General features: G+C 41.0%; 22 protein-coding genes, 2 pseudogenes and 1 other annotated feature. Of the genes and pseudogenes, 23 read left to right on the top strand and 1 reads right to left on the bottom strand.

Annotated features, from left to right (window positions below):
• Positions 1 to 513: 513 nt before the first annotated feature.
• Both ftsA and ftsZ read left to right on the top strand, forming a co-directional pair.
• Positions 514 to 1,803 carry a cell division protein FtsA gene (gene ftsA / locus NDM98_RS04380; RefSeq protein ID WP_251604911.1) on the top strand — a complete coding sequence of 430 codons (1,290 nt, stop codon included), beginning with the start codon at positions 514 to 516 and terminating at the stop codon, positions 1,801 to 1,803.
• Positions 1,804 to 1,844: 41 nt separating this feature from the next.
• Positions 1,845 to 2,985, top strand: a pseudogene (ftsZ, locus tag NDM98_RS04375) (cell division protein FtsZ).
• 734 nt (positions 2,986 to 3,719) lie between these two features.
• Here ftsZ and NDM98_RS04370 read toward each other — a convergent pair.
• Positions 3,720 to 5,012, bottom strand: coding sequence for an IS110 family RNA-guided transposase (locus tag NDM98_RS04370; protein ID WP_251604502.1), 1,293 nt, complete (start codon positions 5,010 to 5,012; stop codon positions 3,720 to 3,722).
• Positions 5,013 to 5,464: 452 nt separating this feature from the next.
• On the opposite strand from NDM98_RS04370, the gene spoIIGA reads away from it, so the two are divergent.
• The 21 genes and pseudogenes from spoIIGA to carB all read left to right on the top strand — a co-directional run bounded on the left by spoIIGA (position 5,465) and on the right by carB (position 26,831).
• Positions 5,465 to 6,385: a sigma-E processing peptidase SpoIIGA gene (spoIIGA, locus tag NDM98_RS04365; RefSeq protein WP_251604902.1), complete on the top strand. Its 921-nt coding sequence runs from the start codon at positions 5,465 to 5,467 to the stop codon at positions 6,383 to 6,385.
• A gap of 30 nt (positions 6,386 to 6,415) precedes the next feature.
• Positions 6,416 to 7,129 carry an RNA polymerase sporulation sigma factor SigE gene (gene sigE / locus NDM98_RS04360; RefSeq protein ID WP_251604900.1) on the top strand — a complete coding sequence of 238 codons (714 nt, stop codon included), beginning with the start codon at positions 6,416 to 6,418 and terminating at the stop codon, positions 7,127 to 7,129.
• 155 nt (positions 7,130 to 7,284) lie between these two features.
• On the top strand, positions 7,285 to 8,070 hold the full coding sequence (gene sigG, locus NDM98_RS04355; RefSeq protein ID WP_251604899.1) for an RNA polymerase sporulation sigma factor SigG: 786 nt from the start codon (positions 7,285 to 7,287) through the stop codon (positions 8,068 to 8,070).
• A 103-nt stretch (positions 8,071 to 8,173) separates the two neighbouring features.
• The gene (locus NDM98_RS04350; protein WP_251604898.1) at positions 8,174 to 8,479 is read left to right on the top strand and encodes a YlmC/YmxH family sporulation protein; all 306 of its coding nucleotides are present in this window, start codon (positions 8,174 to 8,176) and stop codon (positions 8,477 to 8,479) included.
• An 84-nt stretch (positions 8,480 to 8,563) separates the two neighbouring features.
• Entirely contained in the window at positions 8,564 to 9,028 is a 465-nt protein-coding gene (locus NDM98_RS04345) for a purine nucleoside phosphorylase YfiH/LACC1 family protein (RefSeq protein ID WP_251604896.1), read from the top strand.
• Entirely contained in the window at positions 9,000 to 9,389 is a 390-nt protein-coding gene (locus NDM98_RS04340; RefSeq protein WP_251604894.1) for a laccase domain-containing protein, read from the top strand. The genes NDM98_RS04345 and NDM98_RS04340 overlap by 29 nt, the downstream gene beginning before the upstream one ends.
• Positions 9,390 to 9,399: 10 nt before the next feature.
• Entirely contained in the window at positions 9,400 to 10,095 is a 696-nt protein-coding gene (locus NDM98_RS04335) for a YggS family pyridoxal phosphate-dependent enzyme (protein ID WP_251604892.1), read from the top strand.
• An 18-nt stretch (positions 10,096 to 10,113) separates the two neighbouring features.
• Positions 10,114 to 10,593 (top strand): cell division protein SepF, encoded by a 480-nt coding sequence (locus NDM98_RS04330; protein ID WP_251604889.1) that lies wholly within the window; start codon positions 10,114 to 10,116, stop codon positions 10,591 to 10,593.
• Between the two features lie 24 nt (positions 10,594 to 10,617).
• On the top strand, positions 10,618 to 10,881 hold the full coding sequence (locus NDM98_RS04325) for a YggT family protein (protein ID WP_251604888.1): 264 nt from the start codon (positions 10,618 to 10,620) through the stop codon (positions 10,879 to 10,881).
• Complete coding sequence (locus NDM98_RS04320; protein WP_251604886.1) at positions 10,878 to 11,582, top strand: YlmH family RNA-binding protein; 705 nt, start codon at positions 10,878 to 10,880, stop codon at positions 11,580 to 11,582. The genes NDM98_RS04325 and NDM98_RS04320 overlap by 4 nt, the downstream gene beginning before the upstream one ends.
• A 185-nt stretch (positions 11,583 to 11,767) precedes the next feature.
• Positions 11,768 to 12,268, top strand: coding sequence for a DivIVA domain-containing protein (locus NDM98_RS04315; RefSeq protein WP_251608937.1), 501 nt, complete (start codon positions 11,768 to 11,770; stop codon positions 12,266 to 12,268).
• Between the two features lie 66 nt (positions 12,269 to 12,334).
• Positions 12,335 to 12,559, top strand: a binding site (T-box leader).
• 50 nt (positions 12,560 to 12,609) lie between these two features.
• Complete coding sequence (gene ileS / locus NDM98_RS04310) at positions 12,610 to 15,375, top strand: isoleucine--tRNA ligase (protein WP_251604885.1); 2,766 nt, start codon at positions 12,610 to 12,612, stop codon at positions 15,373 to 15,375.
• A 462-nt stretch (positions 15,376 to 15,837) separates the two neighbouring features.
• Positions 15,838 to 16,497, top strand: coding sequence for a TraR/DksA C4-type zinc finger protein (locus tag NDM98_RS04305; RefSeq protein ID WP_251604884.1), 660 nt, complete (start codon positions 15,838 to 15,840; stop codon positions 16,495 to 16,497).
• Between the two features lie 75 nt (positions 16,498 to 16,572).
• Complete coding sequence (gene lspA, locus NDM98_RS04300; RefSeq protein WP_251604883.1) at positions 16,573 to 17,058, top strand: signal peptidase II; 486 nt, start codon at positions 16,573 to 16,575, stop codon at positions 17,056 to 17,058.
• A complete protein-coding gene (locus NDM98_RS04295) occupies positions 17,055 to 17,969 on the top strand; it encodes an RluA family pseudouridine synthase (protein WP_251604882.1) in 915 nt (304 codons plus the stop codon). Before lspA ends, NDM98_RS04295 begins: the two co-directional genes overlap by 4 nt.
• A gap of 188 nt (positions 17,970 to 18,157) precedes the next feature.
• The gene (gene pyrR, locus NDM98_RS04290; RefSeq protein WP_251604880.1) at positions 18,158 to 18,712 is read left to right on the top strand and encodes a bifunctional pyr operon transcriptional regulator/uracil phosphoribosyltransferase PyrR; all 555 of its coding nucleotides are present in this window, start codon (positions 18,158 to 18,160) and stop codon (positions 18,710 to 18,712) included.
• 143 nt (positions 18,713 to 18,855) lie between these two features.
• Positions 18,856 to 20,177 (top strand): annotated as a pseudogene (locus tag NDM98_RS04285) (solute carrier family 23 protein).
• Positions 20,178 to 20,322: 145 nt separating this feature from the next.
• Entirely contained in the window at positions 20,323 to 21,234 is a 912-nt protein-coding gene (locus tag NDM98_RS04280; RefSeq protein ID WP_251604878.1) for an aspartate carbamoyltransferase catalytic subunit, read from the top strand.
• 12 nt (positions 21,235 to 21,246) lie between these two features.
• Complete coding sequence (pyrC, locus tag NDM98_RS04275; protein WP_251604876.1) at positions 21,247 to 22,524, top strand: dihydroorotase; 1,278 nt, start codon at positions 21,247 to 21,249, stop codon at positions 22,522 to 22,524.
• Entirely contained in the window at positions 22,524 to 23,612 is a 1,089-nt protein-coding gene (carA, locus tag NDM98_RS04270) for a glutamine-hydrolyzing carbamoyl-phosphate synthase small subunit (protein WP_285803951.1), read from the top strand. Before pyrC ends, carA begins: the two co-directional genes overlap by 1 nt.
• A 21-nt stretch (positions 23,613 to 23,633) precedes the next feature.
• The gene (carB, locus tag NDM98_RS04265) at positions 23,634 to 26,831 is read left to right on the top strand and encodes a carbamoyl-phosphate synthase large subunit (RefSeq protein ID WP_251604872.1); all 3,198 of its coding nucleotides are present in this window, start codon (positions 23,634 to 23,636) and stop codon (positions 26,829 to 26,831) included.
• Positions 26,832 to 26,844 lie beyond the last annotated feature (13 nt).

Raw genomic sequence — 26,844 nt, 5'->3', positions numbered from 1 at the left:
AGAGTGAGTTTCATAGGCATTCAGAAGGATTTTTAAAAAGCGGAATCGTAGATCATTTCGTCTTTAAACCGTACAAAAAAAATTAAAACTGCTTCACACGAGTGTTCACACGCTATGCCTATGATAGATGTTTCTTTTATTTTTTAGATAATATGAAGATTTCCGTGAATTGACGGTAGGTTTAGCTTTTCTAGGAATGAAACTTGGTGTAGACTTGTACTAAGTAACCGATAGTAAAATAGAATACATGATTGCACTTGAAGAAATAGTTACTTTTTATAAAAATGAGTTGTTTAACATTTTAAAAAAAGGCGCAAATGGGATTTGAGGTTTGGGTATCAATAAAATAAAGTTAATAAACAGGAAATAGCCTATTATTTGTTGAATGTAATACTTATTCACCTTAATGGTTTACATGAACTGTTTAGAGAATTTATATTGATAAACTGGCAATAACCTTCTCATTCTATATGAAACTAGCTTGCGATTAAATGATAAGGAGGTGCCGCAAAAATGAACACCACAGAAACATATGTCAGTTTAGACATCGGTACATCTAATGTGCGAGTTATCATTGGAGAAGTGACAAACAAAGCCATTAATGTACTTGGTGTAGGAACTGCGGAATCAGAGGGAATCAAAAAAGGGGCCATTGTTGATATTGACGAAACCGTTCAATCCATTCAACGAGCTGTGGACCAAGCTGAAAGAATGGTTGGCTTATCTATTAAGCAAGTAGTTGTAGGAATAAATGGTAATCATGTACAACTGCAGCCTTGTCATGGGGTTGTAGCGGTTTCCAGTCCTGATAGAGAGATTGGCACCGAAGATATAGGGAGAGTAATAGATGCAGCGCAGGTTGTCTCCATACCTCCAGAGCGAGAAATTATTGATGTCATCCCTAAACAATTTATTGTTGATGGCTTAGATGAGATAACGGATCCAAGAGGAATGATTGGTGTTCGTTTAGAAATGGAAGGAACCATTATTACTGGTTCAAAAACTGTCTTACATAATTTACTTCGTTGTGTGGAGCGTGCAGGGCTGGACATTGCCGACATTTGCTTGCAGTCCCTAGCTTCTGGTTCTATTGCCGTCTCAAAAGACGAAAAAAGTCTAGGTGTTTGTATCATTGATATTGGTGGCGGCTCATCTACTGTTTCCGTTTTTGAACAAGGAGCCCTTCAAGCCGTTTCTGTTTTACCAATAGGCGGTGATCATATCACAAACGATATTGCAGTAGGATTAAGAGTTTCAACTGAGGATGCAGAACGTATCAAGAAAAAACATGGTATGGCATTTGTAGATGAAGCAAACGAGGAAGAAACATTTAGTTTTACCACCATTGGTTCTAATGATAAACAAAATATGACTCAATTTGAGTTAGCTCAAATTATTGAACCGCGAATGGAAGAAATTTTTGAGTTGTTATTTAAAGAACTTGTTCGATTAGGCTTCCGTGATTTCCCTGGTGGTTTTGTCTTAACTGGTGGTACTGTGATGCTACCAGGTGTGTTAGAATTAGCAAAAGACCTGCTTAGAGGAAATGTACGTATTGCGATTCCTGACTATATCGGGGTGAGAGAACCACGCTTTACAACTAGTGTAGGTTTGATTCAGTTTGCAAGTAGAAACGTTAAGCTACAAGGTCGTGAAATTGCAGCATCGGTTACGGATCAAGAAGAGGTCTCAAGACAAGGTCGTAATCAACAAACTCATGAACCAGACGAACAAGAATACGAAGAAAAAAGTCAAAACAAAAAATCAAAAATGAAAAATCTATTCAAATCATTTTTTGAATAACAATAACGAGCAGGCAGACAGGCGATTAGGGGGATTTAAACATGTTGGAGTTCGAAACGGATATGGAACAACTGGCACAGATTAAGGTAATAGGTGTTGGTGGTGGCGGTAGTAATGCCGTTAACCGCATGATCGAGAATGGATTACAAGGTGTAGAGTTTATTGCAGTCAATACTGATGCTCAAGCACTACACTTATCCAAGGCAGAATCAAAGTATCAGCTAGGTGGTAAATTAACACGTGGACTTGGTGCTGGCGCAAACCCGGATATCGGTAAAAAAGCGGCGGAAGAAAGCCGCGAGCAAATTGAAGAAGTTCTTCAAGGTGCGGATATGGTCTTTATTACAGCTTGGAATGGGTGGCGGTACTGGTACTGGTGCTGCTCCGGTTATTGCTGAAGTCGCTAAGGAGATTGGGGCTTTAACAGTAGGAGTTGTAACTCGTCCTTTTACATTTGAAGGTCGTAAACGCCAAAATCAAGCGGCTAATGGAATTGCAGCTTTAAAAGAAAAAGTTGATACACTAATTGTTATTCCAAATGATCGTCTACTTGAGATGGTTGATAAAAATACACCAATGCTTGAAGCATTCCGTGAAGCGGATAATGTACTTCGTCAAGGTGTACAAGGTATCTCAGATCTTATTGCAACACCTGGATTAATCAACTTAGACTTTGCCGATGTAAAAACAATTATGAGTGATAAAGGTTCTGCTTTAATGGGAATTGGGATCGCAACTGGTGAAAACCGCGCGACAGAAGCGGCTAAAAAAGCCATTTCTTCACCATTGCTTGAAACGTCTGTTGATGGAGCACAAGGTGTGTTAATGAATATCACAGGTGGAAATAACTTAAGCCTTTATGAAGTTCATGAAGCTGCTGAAATCGTTTCTGCCGCTTCAGATGCGGAAGTAAATATGATTTTTGGTTCTGTCATTAATGAGAACTTAAAAGACGAGATTGTGATTACGATTATTGCAACTGGTTTTGAAGAAAACGAAAATGCTTCAAAACCGAATCCATCACGTCCAAATAAAAGCTTGAACCAAAAAGAAGAACCTGCAAAACAAAACGAACAAAGATATCAGCGTCCACAGCAACAACAGGAAGCACCGGCGGCTGAGCAATCAGACACGTTAGATATCCCGACGTTTTTACGTAACCGTCGTAACCGTTCAAACTAATACACGCAAAAAATAGTAGTTGGAAAAGAAGTTTTTCAGCTATTACATTAACCGAACCATTATGTTGTTTAACTCACATAATGGTTCGGTTTTTTTGTCTTTTAAGAAGGTAAGGCCGCCGCACCGGACTTATCCCACAAGCAGGCTACGTCAATGCCCTACGCGGATTTAAACTGATTAGTAAGCAGGATTAAGTAAATTACAGCTTACGAAGATATACAATTGATTTAAATCGTATGTCTAGTTTATCTAAGTTTAATTCCATTTGAGGTTTTTCACTACTTTCTATTTTGTTCTAATAAACACTAAATTAGCGAAAGTAAATCGAAATTGTAACGCTCCAAAACAGCGGACGGGATGGGAGAGGCCGACTCCCTCCGAAAAACCTAATGTATCAGTGTTTTAAAGGCTATATTAACAGGTTAAAAAATATTTTTTATGATTACGCTAAGTTATTCATTCCAATAATGTTTATTAAAGGAATATGAGCGTACGCTACGCTAATAGATGTAGGGAATCTCATCCAATTATAACGATATGGGTGCTTCAATGAGCTCTGCTCAACTTATGTGGACATACCCTCCCATGTCTCTTAGCGTCGTGCGCTCACATTCCTTCGTTGGGTCTCTTCATAAGGCAGAGTCGGATTTATGCTCCTGTATGGACTCGAGGTCAAAAGTCGTCTTTATTACCGATTCTCCAAGTCACCATTTTTCATATTCCTTTAGGCTTCCTTATGAAGCGAGCGAGGATCGTGCTTTTTGAAGAGGAGGGCTATCACTCCTCATCTTTTCAGCATCAAACGCCATCTGGTGATGGCTTAACCCCCAAAAGATCTTCAATAGCTTACTACAGAGAACCACCAAGGCTTCCTTCTTTTGAAGCGGATTTTGACTTCTTGAAATGTAGTACGTATAGAGATCTAAGAAAGCTTGGTTATTCCGGATGAGCGGGAGAACCGCTCGAAAGAGCAGAGAACGCAAGCGGCGTCTTCCTCGTTTAGAGAGCCTCTTTCGTCCTTGATGTTGGCCGGAAGAATTCTCACGTAGCGTCAATCCCGCTAATTTTGTCAGTTGGCGTGGATGACTGTAGTTGGTGAGTGGTCCCGTTTCAGCGAGTAATTCACAAACGGTCTCTTCACTAATACCAGGGATAGAGATTAAACTCTCATAGGCGTCTACTTGTCGAGCGAGCTCTCGCATCGTCTCTTTCGTTTCTTCTAACTCCGCACAAGTTCGTTCATATTGCTCAATGAGCGAACGAATATCTTGTCTCGCAAACTCGTTCCCTTCGGTTAACCCAATGGATTGAGACGCTAATACTTGAACGTTGTGCAATCTCTTTCTAGAGGGGTTCCTGATCGCTTCTTTTTCTTTGATCTCGGATAGAAAAGACTCTACCTCAAGATCATGCCACTCCTCAGGTAAGGGACGGTACTTTAAGATGCAGACAAGGGTTTTCCCCATGGCTTTAAAGGCTCCATGTAATTCTGGGAAATACCGATCCATCCAACGGATGATCTGGTTGGTCACACGCGCCCTATCTTTTTTTAACCGGTCTCGAAGGGTTGCGCCATTACGCAGTTCTGCATCTACGCCCGTCAAGAAACGCGGATAGCTAAAATATCCCTGAGTGACCATTTTCGCAATCACACGAGCGTCTTTACGGTCATTCTTCGTTTGTAGGTTATCATCAAACTCTTTGGCTCGATTGACGTGCAGCGGGCTTACCAAGACAAAAGGAATGCCATGATGGTTTAAAAATTGCGCAAGATTCATCCAGTAATGACCGGTTGGTTCAAAGCCAATGAGGATGTTTGTTTTTTGATGAGCCTTCTTTAGTTGTTCAAGCTCGTCATAGAGGTGGTGAAACCCATTTCTTGATTGATGAAACGGAAAGGCATCACTAAGTTCACGGCTGCGATCATTCACAGCACATGCGTAGTGCTTGAATTTGGCGATATCAATGCCAATCACCAATGTATCCTCTTGAACTTGATCTAATCGATCATTGCGCGTATGATTCATAGTAAGTCCTCCTCGATGTGTTGTTTGGGTACAATTGCATCTTAACGGAGGGCTTTTTTTGTGTAAATAGGACGAAAAGAAATCCCACAGGAATGCTCCTGTGGGACTTACGGGCAGGGTTGAAATGAAACGGCGTAGTCGGTTTAGTTCACCGTCCGTCCAGCGAGACTTGCCCCCATCCCGGTAGCGGCTTGACTACGGGTTCCCATTCACTTCTATGTAAATTCAAACGACGAACGTTTCTGTTAAAGGTGATCGTCCTTATCGATTATCCGTATAAGTCTGTCCCAGTATTTATTCTGTCTAATCGTGTATCATTTCCTCAGTTATTTTCCGCGTGACATAATCCTATAAAACCTCCTAAAATAACAACCATTTTCGCGCCAGAAACTGACAGACTTCCAAAGCCCACCAGGATATACTGGGAGTCATTCAGAAGGAGTTTGATCCCCATGACCCTATATTTAGATGTAATTTGGGTACTAAACTATCTGATTGACTATTTATTACTTCTATTAACAGCCTTAGTGTTAAAACGTCAGCATTCAAAGCTGCGATTTGCTTTAGGTGCATTATTTGCTTCAATGATTGTCTTTTTTATGTTTACACCATTTGCAGGATTGTTCTATCATCCTGTAACAAAGCTTGTCTATTCAGGTTTTATTGTGCTTATTGCTTTTGGGTACAAAAGATGGACCTTCTTCATTCAAGGTTTGGCTATGTTTTATTTTGTTACTTTTATGACGGGAGGAGCCTTGTTTGCGATTCACTTCTTTTGGCAGACAGAAGTAGCATTTGTCTCGAGTGGCTTTCAAATGAATGCATCAATTGGCAGCCCAATTAGTTGGATGTTAATTATCGTAGGTTTCCCACTAGTCTGGTATTTCTCAAAGCATCGATTTGAGACAATTGAAACAAAAGTATTTAACATGCAACAACTTGCTGAAGTAGAAATTATTCTTGGTGAACATTGCTTTAAGATGAATGGCCTTGTTGATAGTGGAAACCAACTTAAAGATCCGATTACACGGGTCCCCGTAATGATTATGGAAGCAGGTATCTTAGAAGAGGCTTTTGGACAAGAAGTGGTCAGAACGATTACACATCTAGACACAAATGGAACGTCAGATATCACGCGGCACTGGCTTCAAGAGCGCCTTCGTATTATTCCGTTTCGTGCGGTGGGACAGTCCTCGCCGTATATATCGGCAATTAAACCAGATGAAGTGAGAGTCCGTTTTCAGAACCAGCTATATTGTACTTCTCATGTTTTAATTGGGGTTCAATCGATACAGCTGTCACCTGAAGGTTTGTATCAAGCGATTGTCCATCCCAAACAAGTACTAGGAATACCAAAAGATCAACTAGCCTAATGCCTAATATATGACTATAAGGAGGTAACAATGATTAAACTAAAGCTAACGTTAGTTTGGTATCGTGTATTACATCGATTGGGTATGAAGGCGGATGAGATTTATTACATAGGGGGAAGTGAAGCCCTGCCGCCACCGCTCTCAAAGGAAGAAGAGGCTGATCTGCTTATGAAGCTGCCTAGTGGGGATCAGGCAGTACGATCCGTTCTTATTGAACGAAACCTACGATTAGTTGTCTATATCGCAAGGAAGTTTGAGAATACAGGGATAAATATTGAGGATCTGATTAGCATAGGAACAATTGGACTCATAAAAGCTGTAAATACATTTAATCCTGAGAAAAAAATCAAGCTTGCAACCTATGCATCTCGTTGTATTGAAAATGAAATTCTCATGTATTTGCGTCGAAACAACAAAACACGTTCAGAGGTGTCATTTGACGAACCACTAAATATAGATTGGGATGGCAATGAATTATTGTTATCTGATGTACTCGGAACTGAGGAAGATATAATTACAAGAGGCATTGAAGAAAAGGTTGATCGTAAGCTACTTAAAAAAGCCTTATATACTTTGAATGCTCGTGAAAAACAGATTATGGAACTTCGATTTGGGTTAGCGGGTTTTGAAGAAAAAACACAAAAAGAAGTGGCAGATATGTTAGGTATTTCGCAATCATATATTTCAAGGCTTGAGAAACGAATTATCAAAAGATTACAAAAGGAGTTCAATAAAATGGTCTGATTTGAGAGAAATAAAATACCGAAAAAAATTTGAACTACAGAGAGTAAGCGTCAATAGTTCCCGCTCGATTTTTACAAATGGTCTTGTGCATATTTTTCCCTGCCAAGGAGATACTTTACTAGACATCATCTCCCAAAGCACTGGAGGGTAAGAATTTGACACGACATAAAGTTGAAATTTGCGGTGTAGATACATCTACGTTACCGGTACTTAAAAATACTGAAATGCGAGAGCTATTCAGACAGCTGCAGGATGGGTATTTGCCAACCCGTGAAGAACTAGTAAATGGAAATCTACGGTTGGTACTCAGTGTGATTCAGCGCTTTAATAATCGCGGTGAGTATGTGGATGACTTATTTCAGGTTGGTTGTATCGGTTTAATGAAATCAATTGATAACTTCGATTTAGGTCAAAATGTAAAGTTCTCCACCTATGCGGTACCAATGATTATTGGAGAGATTCGTCGCTATCTCCGCGATAATAACCCGATTCGCGTATCTCGCTCATTACGTGATATCGCCTATAAGGCCTTACAAGTACGCGATCATTTAATGGCTGAAAAGAAACGCGAAAACGAACCGACTGTTCAAGAAATTGCAAGAGTATTAGAAGTTCCCAAAGAAGATGTTGTCTTTGCATTAGATGCTATACAAGATCCTGTTTCGTTATTTGAACCGATTTATAATGATGGTGGAGATCCGATTTTTGTCATGGATCAGATCAGTGATGAGCGAAACAAAGATGTCAAATGGGTTGAAGATATTGCGTTAAAAGAAGCGATGGTCCGCTTAAATGAACGAGAAAAGCTTATTTTAAATATGCGCTTTTTCCAAGGGAAAACTCAAATGGAAGTTGCGGATGAAATCGGTATTTCTCAGGCGCAGGTATCAAGACTTGAGAAAGCAGCTATTAATCAAATGAATAAATACGTGCAAAGTTAAATAATTAAAAAGGTCTTATTTTTGGCATGAAAACGCCAAGAGTAAGACCTTTTTTACATGATCATGCGTAGCCCGTCATATACATGAGTAAGGAGTGATAAAAATGATGAAAATTTCAGATCTTCAAGCAAAAGACATTGTTAACTTGGAAACAGGTAAAAGACTTGGTCATTTAACGGATCTTGATCTGAATTTGGATAATGGTCAAATTGAAGCGATTATTATAAGCAGCACAGGTAAAGTGATGGGTCTGTTTGGTAAAGACGAAGAGGTAATCATTCCATGGTCCAATATTATTAAAATCGGTTCAGATGTTATTATGGTGAAAACGGCACAGCCATTTCATCTCGAAACACCGGCGCCATCATTCGTGCCAAAAGCGTCTATACGAACGACTAAACGGGAATAAAGTCGTTTATTGACCAGAGCACATGTGATACACTAGACGCATATAGTTTGAATTTGTTTGATACGTTGAAGGGATGTTCTGAAATTGAAAACAGACCAGATCCTAAAAGAGGTTTCGCCCTCTTTTTTAGAGGCGATTGTCTTAACCGATCAATACTCTGGATTAACGGCAGGATTTACTACGCGTAATGGTGGATTCAGTAAGTTTCCATTTACCTCATTAAATCTGGGCTTACATGTCGCAGATTCTGATCTTGATGTAGTGAACAATCGCCGTAAGTTAGCCGATGACCTTGGATTTCCATTATCGTCTTGGGTAGTAGGAGAGCAAGTTCATCAAGCGGTTATTAAAAAAGTGTCAAAAAATGATGCGAGTGCAGGATCAGAGTCATTAGACGGGGCGATTAAAGGAACGGATGGTTTATATACACAGGACGATGATATTTTACTAACAAGTCTCTATGCGGATTGTGTCCCTCTTTATTTTATTGCACCTGCTCACCGTACCATTGGTCTTGCCCATGCAGGCTTGGAAGGGTACAGTTGGTGAAATTGGTCCTAATATGATAAAAACTTGGCAAAATGAAGAGGGAATTGATCCAAAGGAGATCCATGTACTGATTGGTCCGTCGATAAGTGGAGAAGCCTATGAAGTAAATGATCTCGTTATCCAAGCAGTGGATCAATGTCTCGCAACAAATCAAGAAAAACCATATGTACAAAAAGAGAATGGACGATTTCTTCTTGATTTAAAACAGCTAAATAAAAGCCTGCTCATACGATCCGGTGTACAAGAATCGAATATCCATCTTTCGACTATTTGTACAGCTACTGACCAAAGGATGTTTTCCCATCGGGCAGACAACGGTCAAACCGGTCGAATGATGAGTGTAATTGGACAGCGTAAATAGAGGTGTGAAGATGTCAGTAAAGCAACAGTATGAACGTATTCAAGCAAATATACACGAAGCCTGTAGTACGGCCAATCGAAACTCGGATCAAGTGAATGTTATTGCAGTCACAAAGTATGTAAGTGAGGCAACAACAAGGCTTGCTTTAGAATCGGGTGTCGAACATATTGGTGAGAATAGGGCTGAGACAGGATTAGAAAAGAAAAAAGCCATTGGAGATGCAGGAACATGGCATTTTATTGGTTCGCTCCAATCTCGTAAAGTAAAACAAGTGATTCATGAGTTTGACTATTTTCATTCACTAGATCGTTTGTCATTAGCTCGTGAATTTCAAAAGCAGAGTCAAGATAAACAGAAAGTAAAATGTTTTGTTCAAGTGAATGTCTCTGGAGAAGAATCAAAGTCTGGCCTACAACCAGAAGAGGTACTACCATTTATTGAGCGTTTAGAAGCGTATCCGGCTATAGAAGTTGTGGGTTTAATGACCATGGCACCTTTTACAGAGGATCCAGAACAAACAAGACCTGTTTTTAGAGGCTTAAGAGAATTAAGAGATGCAATTGCAGAGCTGCATCTCCCTTATGCACCTTGCACAGAACTATCGATGGGCATGTCTAATGATTATATTGTTGCTGTGGAAGAAGGGGCAACCTTTATTCGGATTGGAACCGCATTAGTAGGAAATGAAACAACTTCATCATCATAAAAGTGGGGAGGGATCAATTTGAGCTTTAAATCAAAGTTTAGAGATTATTTTTCATTGGACGAGCATGTTGAGGAATATGAACAAGTGGTAGAGGACAATACTGGTGAAGAGAAGCCAACACGCCGACGTAATCAGTCTCAATTTCAACAGACCCAACAAAATCACCAAAAAGATCATCAGCAAAGCTCGCAGCAGCAAAATGTTGTAAGCCTGCAAAGTGCTCAAAAGAGTTCAAAGATGGTGTTAATGGAACCACGGACGGATGATGAGGCTCAACAAATCGCCGACCACTTAAAAAATCGCAAAGCTGTCATAATTAATATGCAACGCCTACCTGATGAACAGGCCCGACATATGGTACACTTTTTGAGTGGCACAGTTTACGCAATTGGTGGCGACATTCATAAGCTAGGAATGAATATCTTTTTGTGTTCACCAGATAATGTTGAAATTTCTGGGAATATCACAGAGATGCAACTAAGAGAGTTTGATAGATAGATGAAATGGGGGAAGAAGTAAGCTATGGCTATAGTGATTAATTTAGTACAAAACGTAATAATGATTTACACACTTCTAATTTTTGCTTGGGTTCTAATGTCTTGGTTTCCGAACGCAAGAGAATCTGGTATTGGTCAAATGATTGGACGAATAGTGGAGCCTTATATTGATTTATTTAGACAATTTATTCCGAGACTTGGCATGATTGATTTATCTCCATTAGTTGCTCTTCTTGTTATGAGATTCGCAGGAGACGGATTAATCTTCTTATTAACTAGATTAGCATGACCATCTATGATCACTTCAGACCAGAAGAACGTCCGTTTATTGACCAGGTCTTAACCTGGAAAGAGAACGCGGAAATACGTCATCAAGATAAAATGACTGATTTTCTAGACCCACGTCAGCAGGATATTGTGCGGTCGTTAATAGGGCAACAAGATGAGGTGCTGGTATCATTTTGGGGTGGAGTAAATGGGACGGAGCGGGCAAGAGCGTATGTGCATCCTTCCTACTTAAACATGGAGCAGGAGGAGTGGCCGTTAACCTTACTTAAAGCTACGTATCCTGAGAAATTTATTCAGCTCTCTCATCGTGACGTGTTAGGCGCACTGATGGGGTCAGGACTTCGTCGTGAGAAGTTTGGAGATATGACAGTTGAGAATGGTGAAATTAACCTGATCGTTGCATCGGAATCAGCTGATTATGTGCGGATGAATGTGATATCAGCCGGTCGGGCAACAATTGAATTTCAAGAGCGTTCGCTTACAGAGTATTTGCTACCAGAAGAAAAGTGGGTTGAAGCAGCTGGAACAATTAGTTCACTGCGACTAGATACGGTTCTTTCACAAATTTATCGTGTTGCTCGCTCAAAAGCAGCAGATGCTGTCGAAAAAGGGCTTGGTCAAAGTAAATTGGCGTCAAACCGAACAACCGGCCTTCCAAGTGCAAGCAGGAGACCACTTATCTGTACGTGGTTTGGGTCGTAGCAGGCTAGTAGAAATCGAAGGAACGACAAAAAAAGAAAAAATTCGGGTCCGTTGGGCGAAAAAAGGCTGACAGGCTTGTATTACATAAGGTAGAATGTAAGAGGTATACATGATTTTATAAAGATTATTCATAACAGGTAGGCATGATCTGCCAAACAAAACGCAAATTGACGGAGGTGGCAATGATGCCTTTAACCCCATTGGACATTCATAACAAAGAATTTACTCGTGCCTTTCGTGGCTACGATGAGGATGAAGTAAACGAATTTCTCGATCAGGTCATCAAGGATTATGAAGCCGTTTTAAGAGAGAAAAAAGATCTCTTTGAACAGGTAACAAAATTAGAAGAGAAACTGGATCATTTCAACAATATCGAGGAAACGTTAAACAAATCAATTCTTGTTGCTCAAGAAGCTGCAGAGGAACTTCGCCGTAATGCGCAGAAGGAATCTCAATTGATTGTGAAAGAAGCAGAAAAAAATGCGAATCGTATTGTGAATGATGCCCTTACTAAGTCTCGTAAGGTTATGATGGAGATGGAAGAGCTTAAGAAGCAAGCCTCTGTCTATAAAATGCGCTTTAAAATGTTAATTGAAGCACAGCTTGAAATGCTGCAAACGGATGATTGGGATACATTTGATGAGGAGCAAGCTGAACAACAGCCTGTTTTTGAAGAAAAAGCCTAATTAAACGTGTGTGCTTGCGTTTGGAAGATACAACGCATATAATAATTGATACTAAAACTATATGATGTTAAAACGAGGAATGGGACAGTTACATAAGTTTATTCATATTAAGCGAATCGGGGACGGTGTGAGCCCGAGATGAATGTTATGTATAAATCACCTATTCGTTTTGTACTGAAGCCGGAGGTACCGGTAGTAGGCTACAACGCTTTATTCACGTTACGAATACTAAAGTAAAGACATGTGTCTTTAAATTAGGGTGGTACCACGGGAAAACCTCTCGTCCCTTACTGGGATGAGAGGTTTTTTGTGTTTTTTTAGAAGAACAAGGAGGAATATCGATGGATTACAAAGACACATTACTAATGCCAAAAACAGAATTTCCGATGAGAGGCAATCTTCCCAATCGTGAGCCAAAGCAACAGGAACTTTGGGATGAAATGAGCATCTATGAAAAAGTACAAAAAAAGGGAGAAGGCAAACCACTTTTTGTCTTACATGATGGCCCTCCGTATGCAAATGGTGACATTCATATCGGTCATGCATTAAATAAAATCATTAAAGACTTTATTGTTCGCTACAAATCAATGACTGGTTTTCAAGCTCCGTATGTTCCAGGCTGGGATACACATGGCTTACCAATTGAAACGGCGTTAACTAAAAATAAAAAAATCAAACGTAAAGAGATGACAACTGCTGAATTCCGTGCTCTTTGTGAAAAATATGCAAGAGAGCAAATCGACAATCAGCGTGAGCAATTCATGCGTCTTGGTGTACGTGGAGACTGGTGGAACCCCTACATTACTTTAGATAAGGGATATGAAGCCGAGCAAATCAAAGTATTTGGCGAAATGGCGAAAAAAGGATTGATCTATAAAGGCAAAAAGCCTGTTTATTGGTCTCCAACATCTGAATCAGCGCTTGCTGAAGCTGAAATTGAGTACCATGATAAGCGCTCTGCTTCTATTTACGTAGCATTTAAAGTGGTTGATGGCAAAGAAGTATTAGATGGAGACGAGAAGTTCGTCATCTGGACAACAACTCCTTGGACACTTCCTGCTAACTTAGGTATCAGTGTTCATCCGGATCTTGAATATAGTGTCGTTCAAACTGGATCAGATAAATTTATCGTTGCAAGTGGTCTACTTGACACATTGGTAGAAGAATTAGGCTTGGAAGCGCACTCTGTTGTTAAAAAACTTAAAGGCTCAGAGCTTGAATATGTAACAGCACAACACCCATTTTATGATCGTGAATCACTTGTCATGAATGGAGAGCATGTAACCGTTGATGCGGGTACAGGCTGTGTACATACTGCACCAGGACACGGGGAAGATGACTTTATCGTCTCTCGCAAATACGGCTTAGATGTTCTTTGTCCGGTTGATGACAAAGGTGTGATGACTGATGAAGCACCTGGTTTTGAAGGTCTGTTTTATGATGCAGCCAACAAACCAATCACAGAAAAGCTTGAGAGCCTTGGAGCCTTGCTTAAATTAAGCTTCTTCACTCACTCTTATCCACATGATTGGCGTACAAAAAAACCAGTCATTTTCCGTGCGACGGCACAGTGGTTTGCTTCAATTGATCGTATTCGTGAGGATCTTTTGCAAGCTATTAAAGAGACGGAATGGACTCCGGCTTGGGGAGAGAATCGCCTACACAATATGGTACGTGATCGTGGAGATTGGTGTATTTCTAGACAGCGTGTATGGGGTGTCCCAATTCCAGTTCTGTACGCAGAAAATGGAGAAGTGATTCTAAACGACGAAACAATTGCTCACATTTCAGCATTATTTGCTGAGCATGGTTCTAATATTTGGTTTGAGTGGGATGCAAAAGATCTCCTTCCGGAAGGTTTCACATCTGAGCACAGTCCAAATGGTTTATTTACAAAAGAAACAGATATCATGGATGTCTGGTTTGACTCAGGCTCTTCACATCAAGCAGTTCTTCATGCAAGAGATGACTTGCAGCGTCCTGCTGATTTGTATATGGAAGGTTCCGATCAGTACCGTGGTTGGTTTAACTCCTCCCTTTCTACAGCTGTTGCAGTTACAGGGAAAGCACCATACAAAGGTGTGCTGAGTCATGGCTTTACGATGGACGGAGAAGGCCGCAAAATGAGTAAATCAGTTGGAAATGTCATTGCTCCAATTAAGGTAATGAATCAACTTGGCGCAGATATTTTGCGTCTATGGGTATCTTCCGTTGATTACCAAGCGGACCATCGTGTTTCTGATAAAATTTTAAAACAAGTATCTGAGGTTTACCGTAAAATCCGTAACACATTCCGTTTCTTATTAGGAAACTTGCATGACTTCGATCCAACGGTTAATCGTGTTGCGTATGAAGACATGGGTGAAGTTCACCGCTTTATGGTTGTTAAACTTAACACGTTAATTGATGATGTGAAAAAAGCCTACGATAATTATCAGTTTTCAACGGTATATAATCTCATTCACAATTTCTGTACAGTGGAGCTAAGCTCGTTCTATATGGATATCTCTAAAGATACCCTGTACATTGAGCATGCTGATCATCCAGAACGCCGTGCTTTCCAAACGGTGATGTATGATGTTCTTCTTACGCTTGTGAAGCTATCAGCTCCAATCTTAGCTCATACAGCAGATGAAGTATGGGAGCATATCCCTGGTGTAACAGAGGAAAGCGTACAGTTAACTGATATGCCTGAATCACAGAGCTTTGATCACAGCGAAGCACTCATTGAAAAATGGACGACATTTATGGCCTTACGTGATGATGTACTTAAGGCTCTAGAGGAAGCTCGTAATGCAAAAGTAATCGGAAAGTCCTTAACCTCAGCACTAACTTTATATGCAAGTGGTGAAACTCGTGAGTTGCTTGAATCAGCAGGAGAGCTTGAGAAACTATTTATCGTTTCAAAAGTAACCATTGCAGGAGATCGCAACGCTGCACCAACAGAAGCAGCTGGTTTTGAGAACCTTGCTGTACTCGTTGAAAAAGCAGAAGGCGAAGTTTGTGCCCGCTCATGGGTTGTATCTCCTGATGTTGGAAAAGACCCAGAGTACCCAGATTTAACTCCATATAACGCTGAAATTGTACGCAAGTATTACACGAAATAAGCGTTAGTTAGATGATCCCATGCCAGGAAGACGGCATGGGATTTTTTAATGTGTGGAGGGAGTGTGGTTGGTGAAGTGCGGGAATTGAGGATGAGAGGTGGATATTGAGGATGAAAAACAGATATCGGTAAAGAGAGGCAGATATCAGTAAAGAGAGGCGGATATCGGTAAAGAGAGCGGGATATCGGTAAAGAGAGCGGGATATCGGTAAAGAGAGCGGGATATCGGTAAAGAGAGCGTGATATCGGTAAAGAGAGGCGGATATCGGTAAAGAGAGCGGGATATCGGTAAAAAGAGGCGGATATCGGTAAAGAGAACCCAGAGATCATTAAAAAGCACCACTCATCACTAAAAAGCTAAATTCCCCCAGCAGAATACTTATTTCACTCAACCTCCCACTCATGAAATGTTCCATTTTTGGTCATTCTAAAAGGAATCGATAGTAAAAAGGAGCCCTATAATATGAATGATTACTCAAAAATTAAAGAACAACTCACTAATCAGGAACAATCGTTAAAAAAGCGGTTAGATGATCATCTTGAATCTGAAAAAATGGAGTCGCTTTCTGCATCAACCGGTGAACTGTCACAATATGATAATCATCCTGCTGATTCTGCGACTGACCTGTATGAGCGTGAGAAGGACATGGCGCTCCATGCTCAGCTGCGTCATGAATATGAGGAAGTTCAGCATGCGCTCGAAAAATTACAAACGGGTAGCTATGGAGTGTGTGAAAAAACGGGTGAGCAGATTCCGCTTGATCGTTTAGAGGCTAACCCATTGGCGAGGACGCTAAGAATGGAGACAAACGATACTAAGCCAGAGTATCGTCCAGTTGAGGAAGAAGTACTTGGGGGATTTGGAGCTCATAATTATGATGGTGATGATCGAGAAACAGAGTTTGATGGCGAGGACGCCTATCAGTCAGTCGCACGCTTTAATGAGCAAGACGTAACGTATGAGGATAATGTATCAGAGGAAGATGAGAGTCGAGGTTCTGTAGAGCAATATGAAGATTTTCTGAGTACAGATATGAATGGATATCAGGGGGAAGGTAGCATTTCCATCCAACATAATCATTCGTATGAAAAATATACAGAGGAAATAGACGATCAGGAATAGAGATTGTGGCGATGGGTAGAGGACATCGCCTTTTTTTTGTGCTACAATCTTAACGTAGCAAGTTAAGGAAGTGTAATGAGTGGGGGAACACAAGTGCCATATATTATTGCATTAATTATGATTGCCTTAGATCAGCTGACTAAATGGTTGGTCGTTGTTAACATGGAGCGTGGAGACTCAATTGAATTGATTCCGGATGTTGCCTATATTACGTCTCATCGTAATTCAGGTGCTGCTTTTGGGATTCTTCAGGGTCAGATGTGGTTTTTCTACATTATCACAATTGTTGTGGTTGTTGGACTGATTTACTACATTCAAAAAGAAGCCAAGGGACAGCCTTCTCTAGGAATTCCATTAGGCCTTATTTTGGGTGGAGCGATTGGAAACTTTATTGACCGTGTATTTAGAGGTGAAGTTGTTGATTTTGCGGATACCTTTATTTTTGGTTATGACTTTGCCATCTTTAATGTGGCGGATTCGGCATTATGTGTAGGGGTAGGTCTTCTTTTGCTGAAGTTTATCCGAGATGAAATGAAAGCAAAAAGGGAGCGCCAAGCATGAATAATTATGAATTTACAGTTGAGGAACACCAAGTACAAACAAGAATTGATAAATTGTTAACGGATTTAATAGAGGATGTTTCAAGAAGTCAAATTCAGCTTTGGATTAAGGATGGAAGTGTCCAACTAAATAATGAACCGGTAAAAAGCAATTATAAGGTGGAAGAGGCCGATCACATTACGGTTACGATTCCTGAAGCGGTTGAATTAGAAGCAGTTGCAGAAGATATTCCATTAGATGTTATCTATGAGGATGATGATGTAATTGTGATAAACAAACCACGCGGAATGGTTGTACATCCAGCACCTGGACACCCAAATGGAACACTTGTTAATGCTCTTTTGCATCATTGTCCAGATCTACCTGGTATAAATGGTGTGATTCGACCAGGTATCGTTCATCGAATTGATAAGGATACTTCGGGACTACTAATGGTTGCCAAAAATGATGTAGCTCATGAGTCGCTTGTGAGTCAACTAAAAGCCAAAACAACTAAACGCTTGTATCAAACCATCGTACATGGAGTGATTCCACATGAACATGGTACGGTTGAAGCACCAATTGGTCGTGATAAGCGTGACCGTCAAAGCATGGCTGTAACCGATCAAAATGGACGTGATGCAGTGACTCATTTTACAGTGTTAGAGACATTTGAAAAATACTCTTATATAACATGTCAGCTTGAAACAGGTCGTACGCATCAAATTCGTGTTCATATGAAGTATATTGGACATCCTGTTGCTGGTGATCCAAAATATGGTCCAAAGAAAACACTAGATATAAACGGCCAAGCTCTACATGCATCTGTACTTGGTTTTACTCATCCTCGCACAGGTGAAGAGTTGTTATTTGAAGCACCGATGCCAGAGGATATGAGCATTCTTTTAAAAAAACTACAAGATAGTCGTTGACACACATCGACAATTTTGCGATACTAAATGTAATCAAATGATCCTTTAAGATCAGTCCTGTGAGGCTTGGAAGGAAAACGGAATGCATAGAGTCAGTCCATTCTTTGGATGAGCTGTATCTATGTGTGTAGACCTCTTCCCAGTGTCCGGAAGAGGTCTTTTTTAATCTGATAAAAGGAGATGGATGTATGCCACGTGTTATTCTTGATGAGGCGTCGATCGGCCGAGCTATTACACGTATTGCGCACGAAATTATTGAACGAAATAAAGGTGTTGAGCAGTGTGTACTCGTTGGGATTAAAACACGCGGTGTGCATCTTGCTGCCCGACTTGCCCAAAAGATTGAACAGATTGAGGGAGAAGACATTCCAGTTGGAGAGGTAGACATCACCTTATATCGAGATGACTTAAGCCCGCAGAATCAAGAGGATGAGCCAGTCCTTCAAGGAACGGATATTCCAGTAGACATATCTGGATTAAAAGTCATTTTAGTTGATGATGTGTTATTCACAGGACGTACGGTTCGAGCAGCACTTGATGCGTTAATTGATTTAGGGCGTCCGGAGCAAATCCAGCTAGCTGTTCTTGTAGATCGTGGACATCGTGAGCTTCCGATACGACCGGATTTTGTAGGTAAGAATGTACCTACATCAAAAACAGAGCTGATTGCTGCCAGATTAACTGAGGCAGACGGCGCAGATGAAGTTGTCATTGAACAACGAGCAGAAACAAGTATACATTAAACCTCTTTAAAAACAGTCCAGAGAGGCTGGCAAGAGGGTAACAGAGTAGACGATGCCAACATTGGCCCCGGTCTATTTCTTACACCCCCTTGCCTAGCGCAACGGGGTTTTTTGTTAGAGTTATAGGAGTAGGAGAGATTAGATTGGATCAAGGAAAAGAAGTAGGCATTCGAGAAATACCAAGAGCAGATAAATGGTTATTGTTTAGTCTTCAGCACTTATTCGCCATGTTTGGCGCAACGGTTTTAGTTCCATTTTTAGTCGATTTAAGCCCAGCTACAGCCCTTTTAACAAGTGGGCTTGGGAACACTTGCCTATCTATTAGTGACAAAAGGTCAGATTCCAAGCTTACCTAGGATCATCCTTTGCCTTCATTATCCCGATTCAATCAGCTCAGATGATTGGTGGAATGGAAGGCGCTATGGTAGGAGCTTTCCTCGCAGGTTTGGTTTACGGGGTTGTTGCTTTAATCATTAAAGCGATTGGAGTCAACTGGTTAATGAAAATCCTACCGCCGATTGTGGTTGGGCCAGTCATTATGGTTATCGGATTAAGTCTTGCAGGCAGCGCGGTGAACCAAGCCATGTATACAGCTACTTCTGAGTATAGTGTCAGCTATCTCATGACTGCTTTGGTCACACTTGGGATCACGATCATAGCAACGATGTTTTTCAGAGGATTTTTTGGACTTGTACCAATTTTGTTTGGACTGATTGGTGGGTACAGCTTTGCATACTTCCAAGGTCTGGTTGATACATCTGGAATTGCAGCTGCAGCATGGTTTTCAGTACCAGATCTAATCGTACCATTTGTCACGTATACACCTAGCTTTTCATGGAGCATTGCCTTCATCATGGTTCCTGTTGCGGTTGTGACATTGTCTGAGCACATCGGGCAACAAATGGTCATCAGTAAGGTTGCGGGTCGTAACTTTATTAAAAAGCCAGGCTTACACCGCTCGATCCTTGGGGACGGAGTAGCAACTGTGATTGCAGCTGGTCTTGGTGGACCACCAAACACAACCTATGGTGAAAACATTGGCGTTATGACGATTACAAGGGTTTTTAGTGTGTTTGTTATCGGTGGAGCAGCGGTGCTAGCTATTACATTCTCATTCATAGGTAAGATTTCGGCTCTCATCTCATCAATCCCATCACCAGTTATGGGTGGTGTTTCGATTCTCTTGTTTGGAATCATCGCATCATCTGGGCTCAGAATGTTGATTGATAATGGCATTAATATCGGAGAGAAGCGCAACCTAATTATATCTTCGGTCATTTTAGTACTAGGAATCGGCGGAGCGTTTATCCAGGTGAATGAGTCGGTGCAAATACCAGGTATGGCGGTTGCTGCGATCGTTGGGATTTTCCTTCATCTTGTCTTACCAAATAAAGAACAAAGTTATGGTCAGTCGGATATGTTTGCCGAAATGACAACTGATTTAACAGCAAAAGAAACTAAATAAATGAGATCGTATCTTTAATAAAAGTACAGAGAGACTTTTAAGGTATGGATAAAAAAGCAGATTACCTGTCTGTTTTACCCTGCCTGGAAAGTGTCACTTTCCAGGCATTTTTTTAAAATCGGAATCGATTAAAGGAGGAGTTTAGATGTTAATGAGCATTGATATCACTCAAAATAAAGGCCTTGTGACCATGTCAGATTTAACAACAGCGGAGGTTCAAGCTTTATTAAATGAAGCGCAGGCGTTTGCAGACGGTAAAACGTGGGCACCTAGCCAACCGATGTTCGCAGCAAATCTTTTTTTCGAACCGAGTACCAGAACCCGCTTCAGTTTTGAGGTGGCTGAAAAACGATTAGGACTAGAGCTACTACAATTTGATGGTGAAACCTCCAGTGTTAAAAAAGGGGAATCATTATATGACACAATTAAAACGCTTGAATCAATTGGAGCGGATGTAGTGGTGATTCGACATCCTGAAGATGAATATTATCTTGATCTTCTTCCAAAACTCAACATTCCAATCATTAATGCGGGGGATGGTTGCGGACAACATCCTACACAGTCATTACTTGATTTGTTAACCATTCAACAAGAGTTTGGTGAATTTGAACAATTAAATGTCGTGATTTGTGGTGATCTCAGACATAGCCGAGTGGCAAGATCAAATGCAGAGATTTTAACAAAACTCGGAGCCAACGTTTCCATAAGTGGTCCTCGTTCGTGGATGAATGGATTTGAACAAAAATACACATACGTCTCAATGGACGAGGCGGTTAAAAAAGCAGATGTGATGATGATGTTACGCATTCAACATGAACGCCATGATGGTGAAGATTACTTCTCAAAAGAAGACTACCATGAGCAATATGGACTAACGATTAATCGAGAGCGAATGATGCGAAAGCATAGTATTATTCTTCACCCTGCACCAGTCAATCGTGGAGTAGAGATTGCCGATGAGTTAGTGGAGTGTGAACGATCACGAATTTTTAAACAAATGAAAAATGGTGTGTTCATTCGAATGGCTGTATTAAAGAGAGCACTTGCTCATATCTAAGGGGGAATTAGCATGGGGACAAAGCTAATAAACGGACAGGTACTATCTAGTGACGGTAAGCAAGTCCAAAAGGATCTTTTTATCATTAACGGACTTATTCAATATGAGGCAGGATCAAATGAGATCTCTCGGACAATTGATTTAGAAGGTAAACTCGTTCTTCCGGGATTGGTTGATGCACATGTTCACCTCCGCGAGCCAGGTGGCGAGAAAAAAGAAACAATTGAAACAGGCACAAAAGCAGCAGCAAAGGGTGGATTTACAACCATTGCAGCAATGCCTAATACACGACCGGTTCCAGATACACCTGAACAAATGGAATGGCTGGTTAATCGAGCGAAGCAGACGGGTTCTGTTCGTGTGCTTCCTTATGCTTCCATTACAACGAGACAACTTGGGCAGGAATTAACAAATTTCCAAGGCTTAAAAGAGGCAGGAGCCTTTGCTTTTACTGATGATGGAGTAGGTGTTCAATCTGCTGGTGTTATGTTAGAAGCAATGAAACGCGCGGCGGCTGTGGATATGGCCATTGTTGCTCACTGTGAAGAAAATACACTGATTCAAGACGGTGCTGTTCATGAAGGGAACTTCTCAAGAGAACAGGGTATAAACGGCATTCCGGCTGTTTGCGAATCGGTACATATTGCACGGGATGTGTTGCTTGCTGAAGCGGCAGGAGCTCACTATCACGTGTGCCATATAAGTACTAAGGAATCTGTACGAGTTGTACGGGACGCCAAAAAAGCTGGTATTCGCGTAACAGCAGAGGTGACGCCGCACCATTTACTTTTATGTGAGGATGATATTCCTGGATTAGATACAAATTATAAAATGAATCCTCCTCTTAGAGGTCGCGATGATCAGCAGGCGTTAATTGAAGGTTTACTTGACGGCACCATTGATTTTATTGCAACGGATCATGCTCCACATACGGAAGAAGAAAAAGATGCACCAATGGAGAGAGCACCGTTCGGTATCGTTGGATTAGAAACAGCTTTTCCTCTGCTTTATACAGAGCTAGTTAAAAAAGAAGTCATTACGTTAAAGCAATTAGTTGATTGGTTGACGATTATTCCAGCCAAAACGTTTAACCTTCAAGCAGGTACACTTGAAGCCGGTGCAAAAGCAGATATTACGGTGATTGATCTTGAACAAACAGAACCGATTCAAAAACATCGCTTTTTATCAAAAGGAATTAACACACCGTTTGAAGACTGGACATGCGTTGGATGGCCAATAAAAACATTTGTAGATGGAAATATGGTATGGGAAAAGGGGACCGTTTCATGATGAAAAAGCAGCTTGTTTTAGAAAATGGAGAAGTGTTAGTAGGAGAAGGTTTTGGTGCTGATGTGGAAATGAGTGGTGAGGTTGTTTTTAATACAGGAATGACAGGTTATCAGGAAATATTATCTGACCCCTCATACTGTGCACAAATCGTTACGCTAACGTATCCACTCATTGGTAACTACGGAATCAACCGTGATGACTTTGAATCAATCAGCCCGGCCATTCACGGACTGATTGTTCGCGAGGTCGAACTTGCTCCAAGCCACTGGCGGAATGAAGAATCACTGGATACATTATTAAAAGCAAAAGGCATCCCAGGACTAGCGGGTATTGATACTCGTAAATTAACTCGTATGATCAGGGAAATTGGAACATTAAAAGGCCGAATCTGTTCAATGGATGTTGATACAGAAAAAGTAGCCGCAGAACTTCGCGAAAGTGAAACCATGCGAAATCAAGTAGCAACGGTGTCAACAAAAGACCCATATCATGTTCCTGGTAAAGGAAAAAGAGTTGTGTTGATAGATTGTGGGATGAAGCACGGTATTTTACTTGAACTAATCGAACGTAACTGTGACGTTGTTGTGGTCCCATTCCATACACCAGCGGAAGAAATTATTCGTTTAGGTGCTGATGGTGTGCTTGTCAGTAACGGACCTGGTAATCCAGAAGATGTGCCAGAAACCATTCAAACCGTGAAAGACCTTATTGGAAAAGTACCGCTGTTCGGCATTTGTTTAGGGCATCAATTGCTTGCGTTAGCCTCGGGTGCTACGACAAGTAAGTTACGTTTTGGTCATCGTGGGTCAAACCATCCAGTTAGAGAGCTTGCAACAGGGGCTATTGATATCACTGCACAAAATCACGGTTACACAGTTGACTTAGAATCACTAGAAGGTACAAATCTTGAGGTTACACATCTTGCTGTTAATGACGAGACAGTTGAAGGATTAGCACATATTGAGTATCCAACCTTTAGTGTGCAATACCATCCTGAGGCATCACCAGGACCACAGGATGCCAACCACTTATTTGATCAATTTATGAAGTTAATGAATACCACACATACAGCAAAAGTATTAGCGTAGTCAAAAAAGGGGATGAGCAGCGTGGGGAAACGAACAGATATAAATAAAATTTTGGTAATAGGATCAGGTCCAATTGTAATCGGTCAGGCTGCAGAGTTTGATTATGCCGGAACACAAGCATGTCAGGCATTAAAAGAAGAAGGTTATGAAGTCATTTTGATTAACTCCAACCCAGCTACAATCATGACGGATACAACAATGGCTGATCGAGTGTATATTGAACCGATCACACTTGAATTTGTTAGCCGAATCATTCGTCAAGAGCAACCGGATGGTATTTTAGCAACATTAGGTGGACAGACAGGCCTAAACATGGCGATGGAGCTTGAACAATCAGGTATTCTTGATACTTACAAAATTGAACTTCTTGGAACAAAGCTAGATGCCATCCAACAGGCTGAAGATCGTGAGCAATTCCGCTCGCTTATGTATGAATTAAATGAGCCGGTTCCAGAAAGTGAGATTGTTCATACGCTTGAAGAGGCTCTTCATTTTGTCAAAACCATTGGTTATCCAGTAATTGTGCGTCCAGCGTATACACTAGGAGGCACAGGTGGTGGAATTGTTCACAATGAAGAGGAACTAACTGAAATTGTTACTAGTGGGTTAAAATACAGTCCTGTGACACAATGCTTAGTGGAGAAAAGCATTGCTGGTTTTAAAGAAGTTGAATATGAAGTAATGCGAGATAGCAAAAACCAAGCGATTGTGGTTTGTAATATGGAAAACTTTGATCCGGTTGGCGTACACACAGGCGATTCTATCGTTGCAGCGCCAAGCCAAACGTTAACCGATCGTGATTATCAGATGCTGCGTAATTCCTCTCTTTCCATTATCCGTGCATTAGGTATTGAAGGAGGGTGTAACGTCCAATTTGCACTCGATGCGGATAGTAATGATTATTATATTATTGAGGTGAATCCTCGTGTAAGTAGGTCTTCAGCTTTGGCATCAAAGGCGACTGGATATCCGATTGCTAAAATGGCTGCCAAAATTGCTGTTGGTTACAGCCTAGATGAGTTAAAGAATCCAATTACGGGAACAACCTATGCAAGCTTTGAACCGGCACTGGATTATGTCGTTACTAAAATTCCACGTTGGCCGTTTGATAAATTCGAAGCAGCCAATCGTCGTTTGGGAACACAAATGAAAGCAACCGGCGAGGTAATGGCAATTGGTCGCTCGTTTGAAGAATCGATTTTAAAAGCCGTTCGTTCACTTGAAGCAGGATATGACCACTTGATTGATCCCGACATGCCTGCACTCTCAACAGAAGATCTGTTAAAGAAAATTTCACGACCCGATGATCAGCGTATGTTTGCTTTAGCTGAGCTGCTGCGTCGTGGTATTGAGCTTGAGCAGTTACATGACTGCACAAAAATTGATTTCTTCTTCTTGCAAAAACTTGAGCGCATCGTTCAACTTGAACATGAGTTACTAGAAAATCGTAACAATGACGAGCTTTTATATAAAGCGAAACGTATGGGATTTGCCGATTCGTACCTAGCAAGAATTTGGGGTATGGAGGAATCAGAATTATACCAAACACGCAAAGATAAAGGAATTGTTCCTGTATATAAGATGGTTGATACGTGTGCAGCAGAATTTGAATCGAACACACCTTATTTCTACGGGACATATGAACAAGAAAATGAATCGCATCGTACAGAGCAAAAAAGCATCCTAGTTCTGGGTTCTGGACCTATCCGTATTGGTCAAGGAATTGAGTTTGATTATGCAACTGTACACTCAGTGTGGGCCATCCGTGAAGCGGGTTATGAAGCGATCATTATGAATAATAATCCGGAAACTGTCTCAACTGATTTTAGTACATCTGATAAGCTCTACTTTGAACCTTTAACCATTGAAGATGTAATGCATGTGGTTGATCTGGAACAACCAGAAGGCGTGATTGTTCAGTTTGGTGGGCAAACGGCGATTAACCTGGCAGATGAACTTGAGGCTCGTGGTGTGAAAATTATCGGAACATCACTTGAAAACATGGATCGTGCCGAGAATCGAGATAAGTTTGAACAAGCCTTAATTGAGCTTGATATTCCGCAACCTTTAGGACGCACAGCTACTTCTGTTGAGGAAGCAGTAGTGATTGCTACAGACATCGGCTATCCAGTGTTGGTTCGACCTTCTTATGTACTTGGAGGACGAGCAATGGAGATTGTGTATAAAGAGGCAGAGCTGTTAAATTACATGGCAAATGCCGTAAAAGTAAATCCAAAGCACCCGGTTCTCATTGACCGTTACCTAACCGGAAAAGAGCTAGAAGTAGATGCGATTTCCGATGGAGAAAATGTTTTTATCCCAGGTATCATGGAGCATATTGAGCGTGCAGGTGTTCACTCTGGTGATTCGATTGCCGTCTATCCGTCACAATCTGTGCCAGAAGAGCTTAAACAGCGTTTAATTGACCGTACGATTGCAATTGCTCGCGGACTTAAAATTGTTGGACTGTTGAATATCCAGTTTGTTTGGCATAAGGACGATGTCTATGTGCTTGAGGTGAACCCACGCTCTAGCCGTACGGTTCCGTTCCTAAGTAAAATTACAGGTGTATCAATGGCGAATCTGGCGACTAAGGTTATGCTTGGAAAATCACTGCCAGAGTTAGGGTATGAAACCGGCTATCAGCCAGAACCAAAAGAAGTTTCAGTAAAAGTGCCTGTGTTCTCATTTGCTAAGCTGCGTCGAGTTGATATCACACTCGGACCAGAGATGAAATCAACAGGAGAAGTGATGGGTCGTGATACAACACTTGAAAAAGCATTGTACAAAGGGCTTATAGCTTCTGGAATGAAGATTCCGACTCACGGTTCTGTTCTATTCACAATTGCTGACAAAGACAAGGAAGAGGCAATGAGTTTAGTTCATCGCTTCCACCGAATTGGTTATAGCCTACAGGCAACGGCTGGAACTGCCAAACTGATTAAAGAAGCAGGAATTCCTGTGCAGGTAGTTAATAAAATTGGTGAAGAAAAGCCACACTTGCTTGATACCATTCGTCAAGGGCATGCCCAATTTGTAATTAACACCCTAACTAGAGGAAAACAAACGGCAAGAGATGGATTCCGTATACGCCGAGAATCTGTTGAAAATGGAGTTGTATGTTTAACTTCTATTGATACGGCAGATGCGTTACTTCGAGTGCTTGAATCCATTACATTCTCATCAGAGAGTATGCCTGCAATGCAGACAAAGGCTTAAAGGGAGGTCGTTT

Origin of the sequence: Alkalicoccobacillus plakortidis, assembly GCF_023703085.1 — a bacterium.
Lineage (GTDB): Bacteria > Bacillota > Bacilli > Bacillales > Bacillaceae_D > Alkalicoccobacillus > Alkalicoccobacillus plakortidis.
This window is presented reverse-complemented; position numbering and strand designations above follow the sequence as displayed.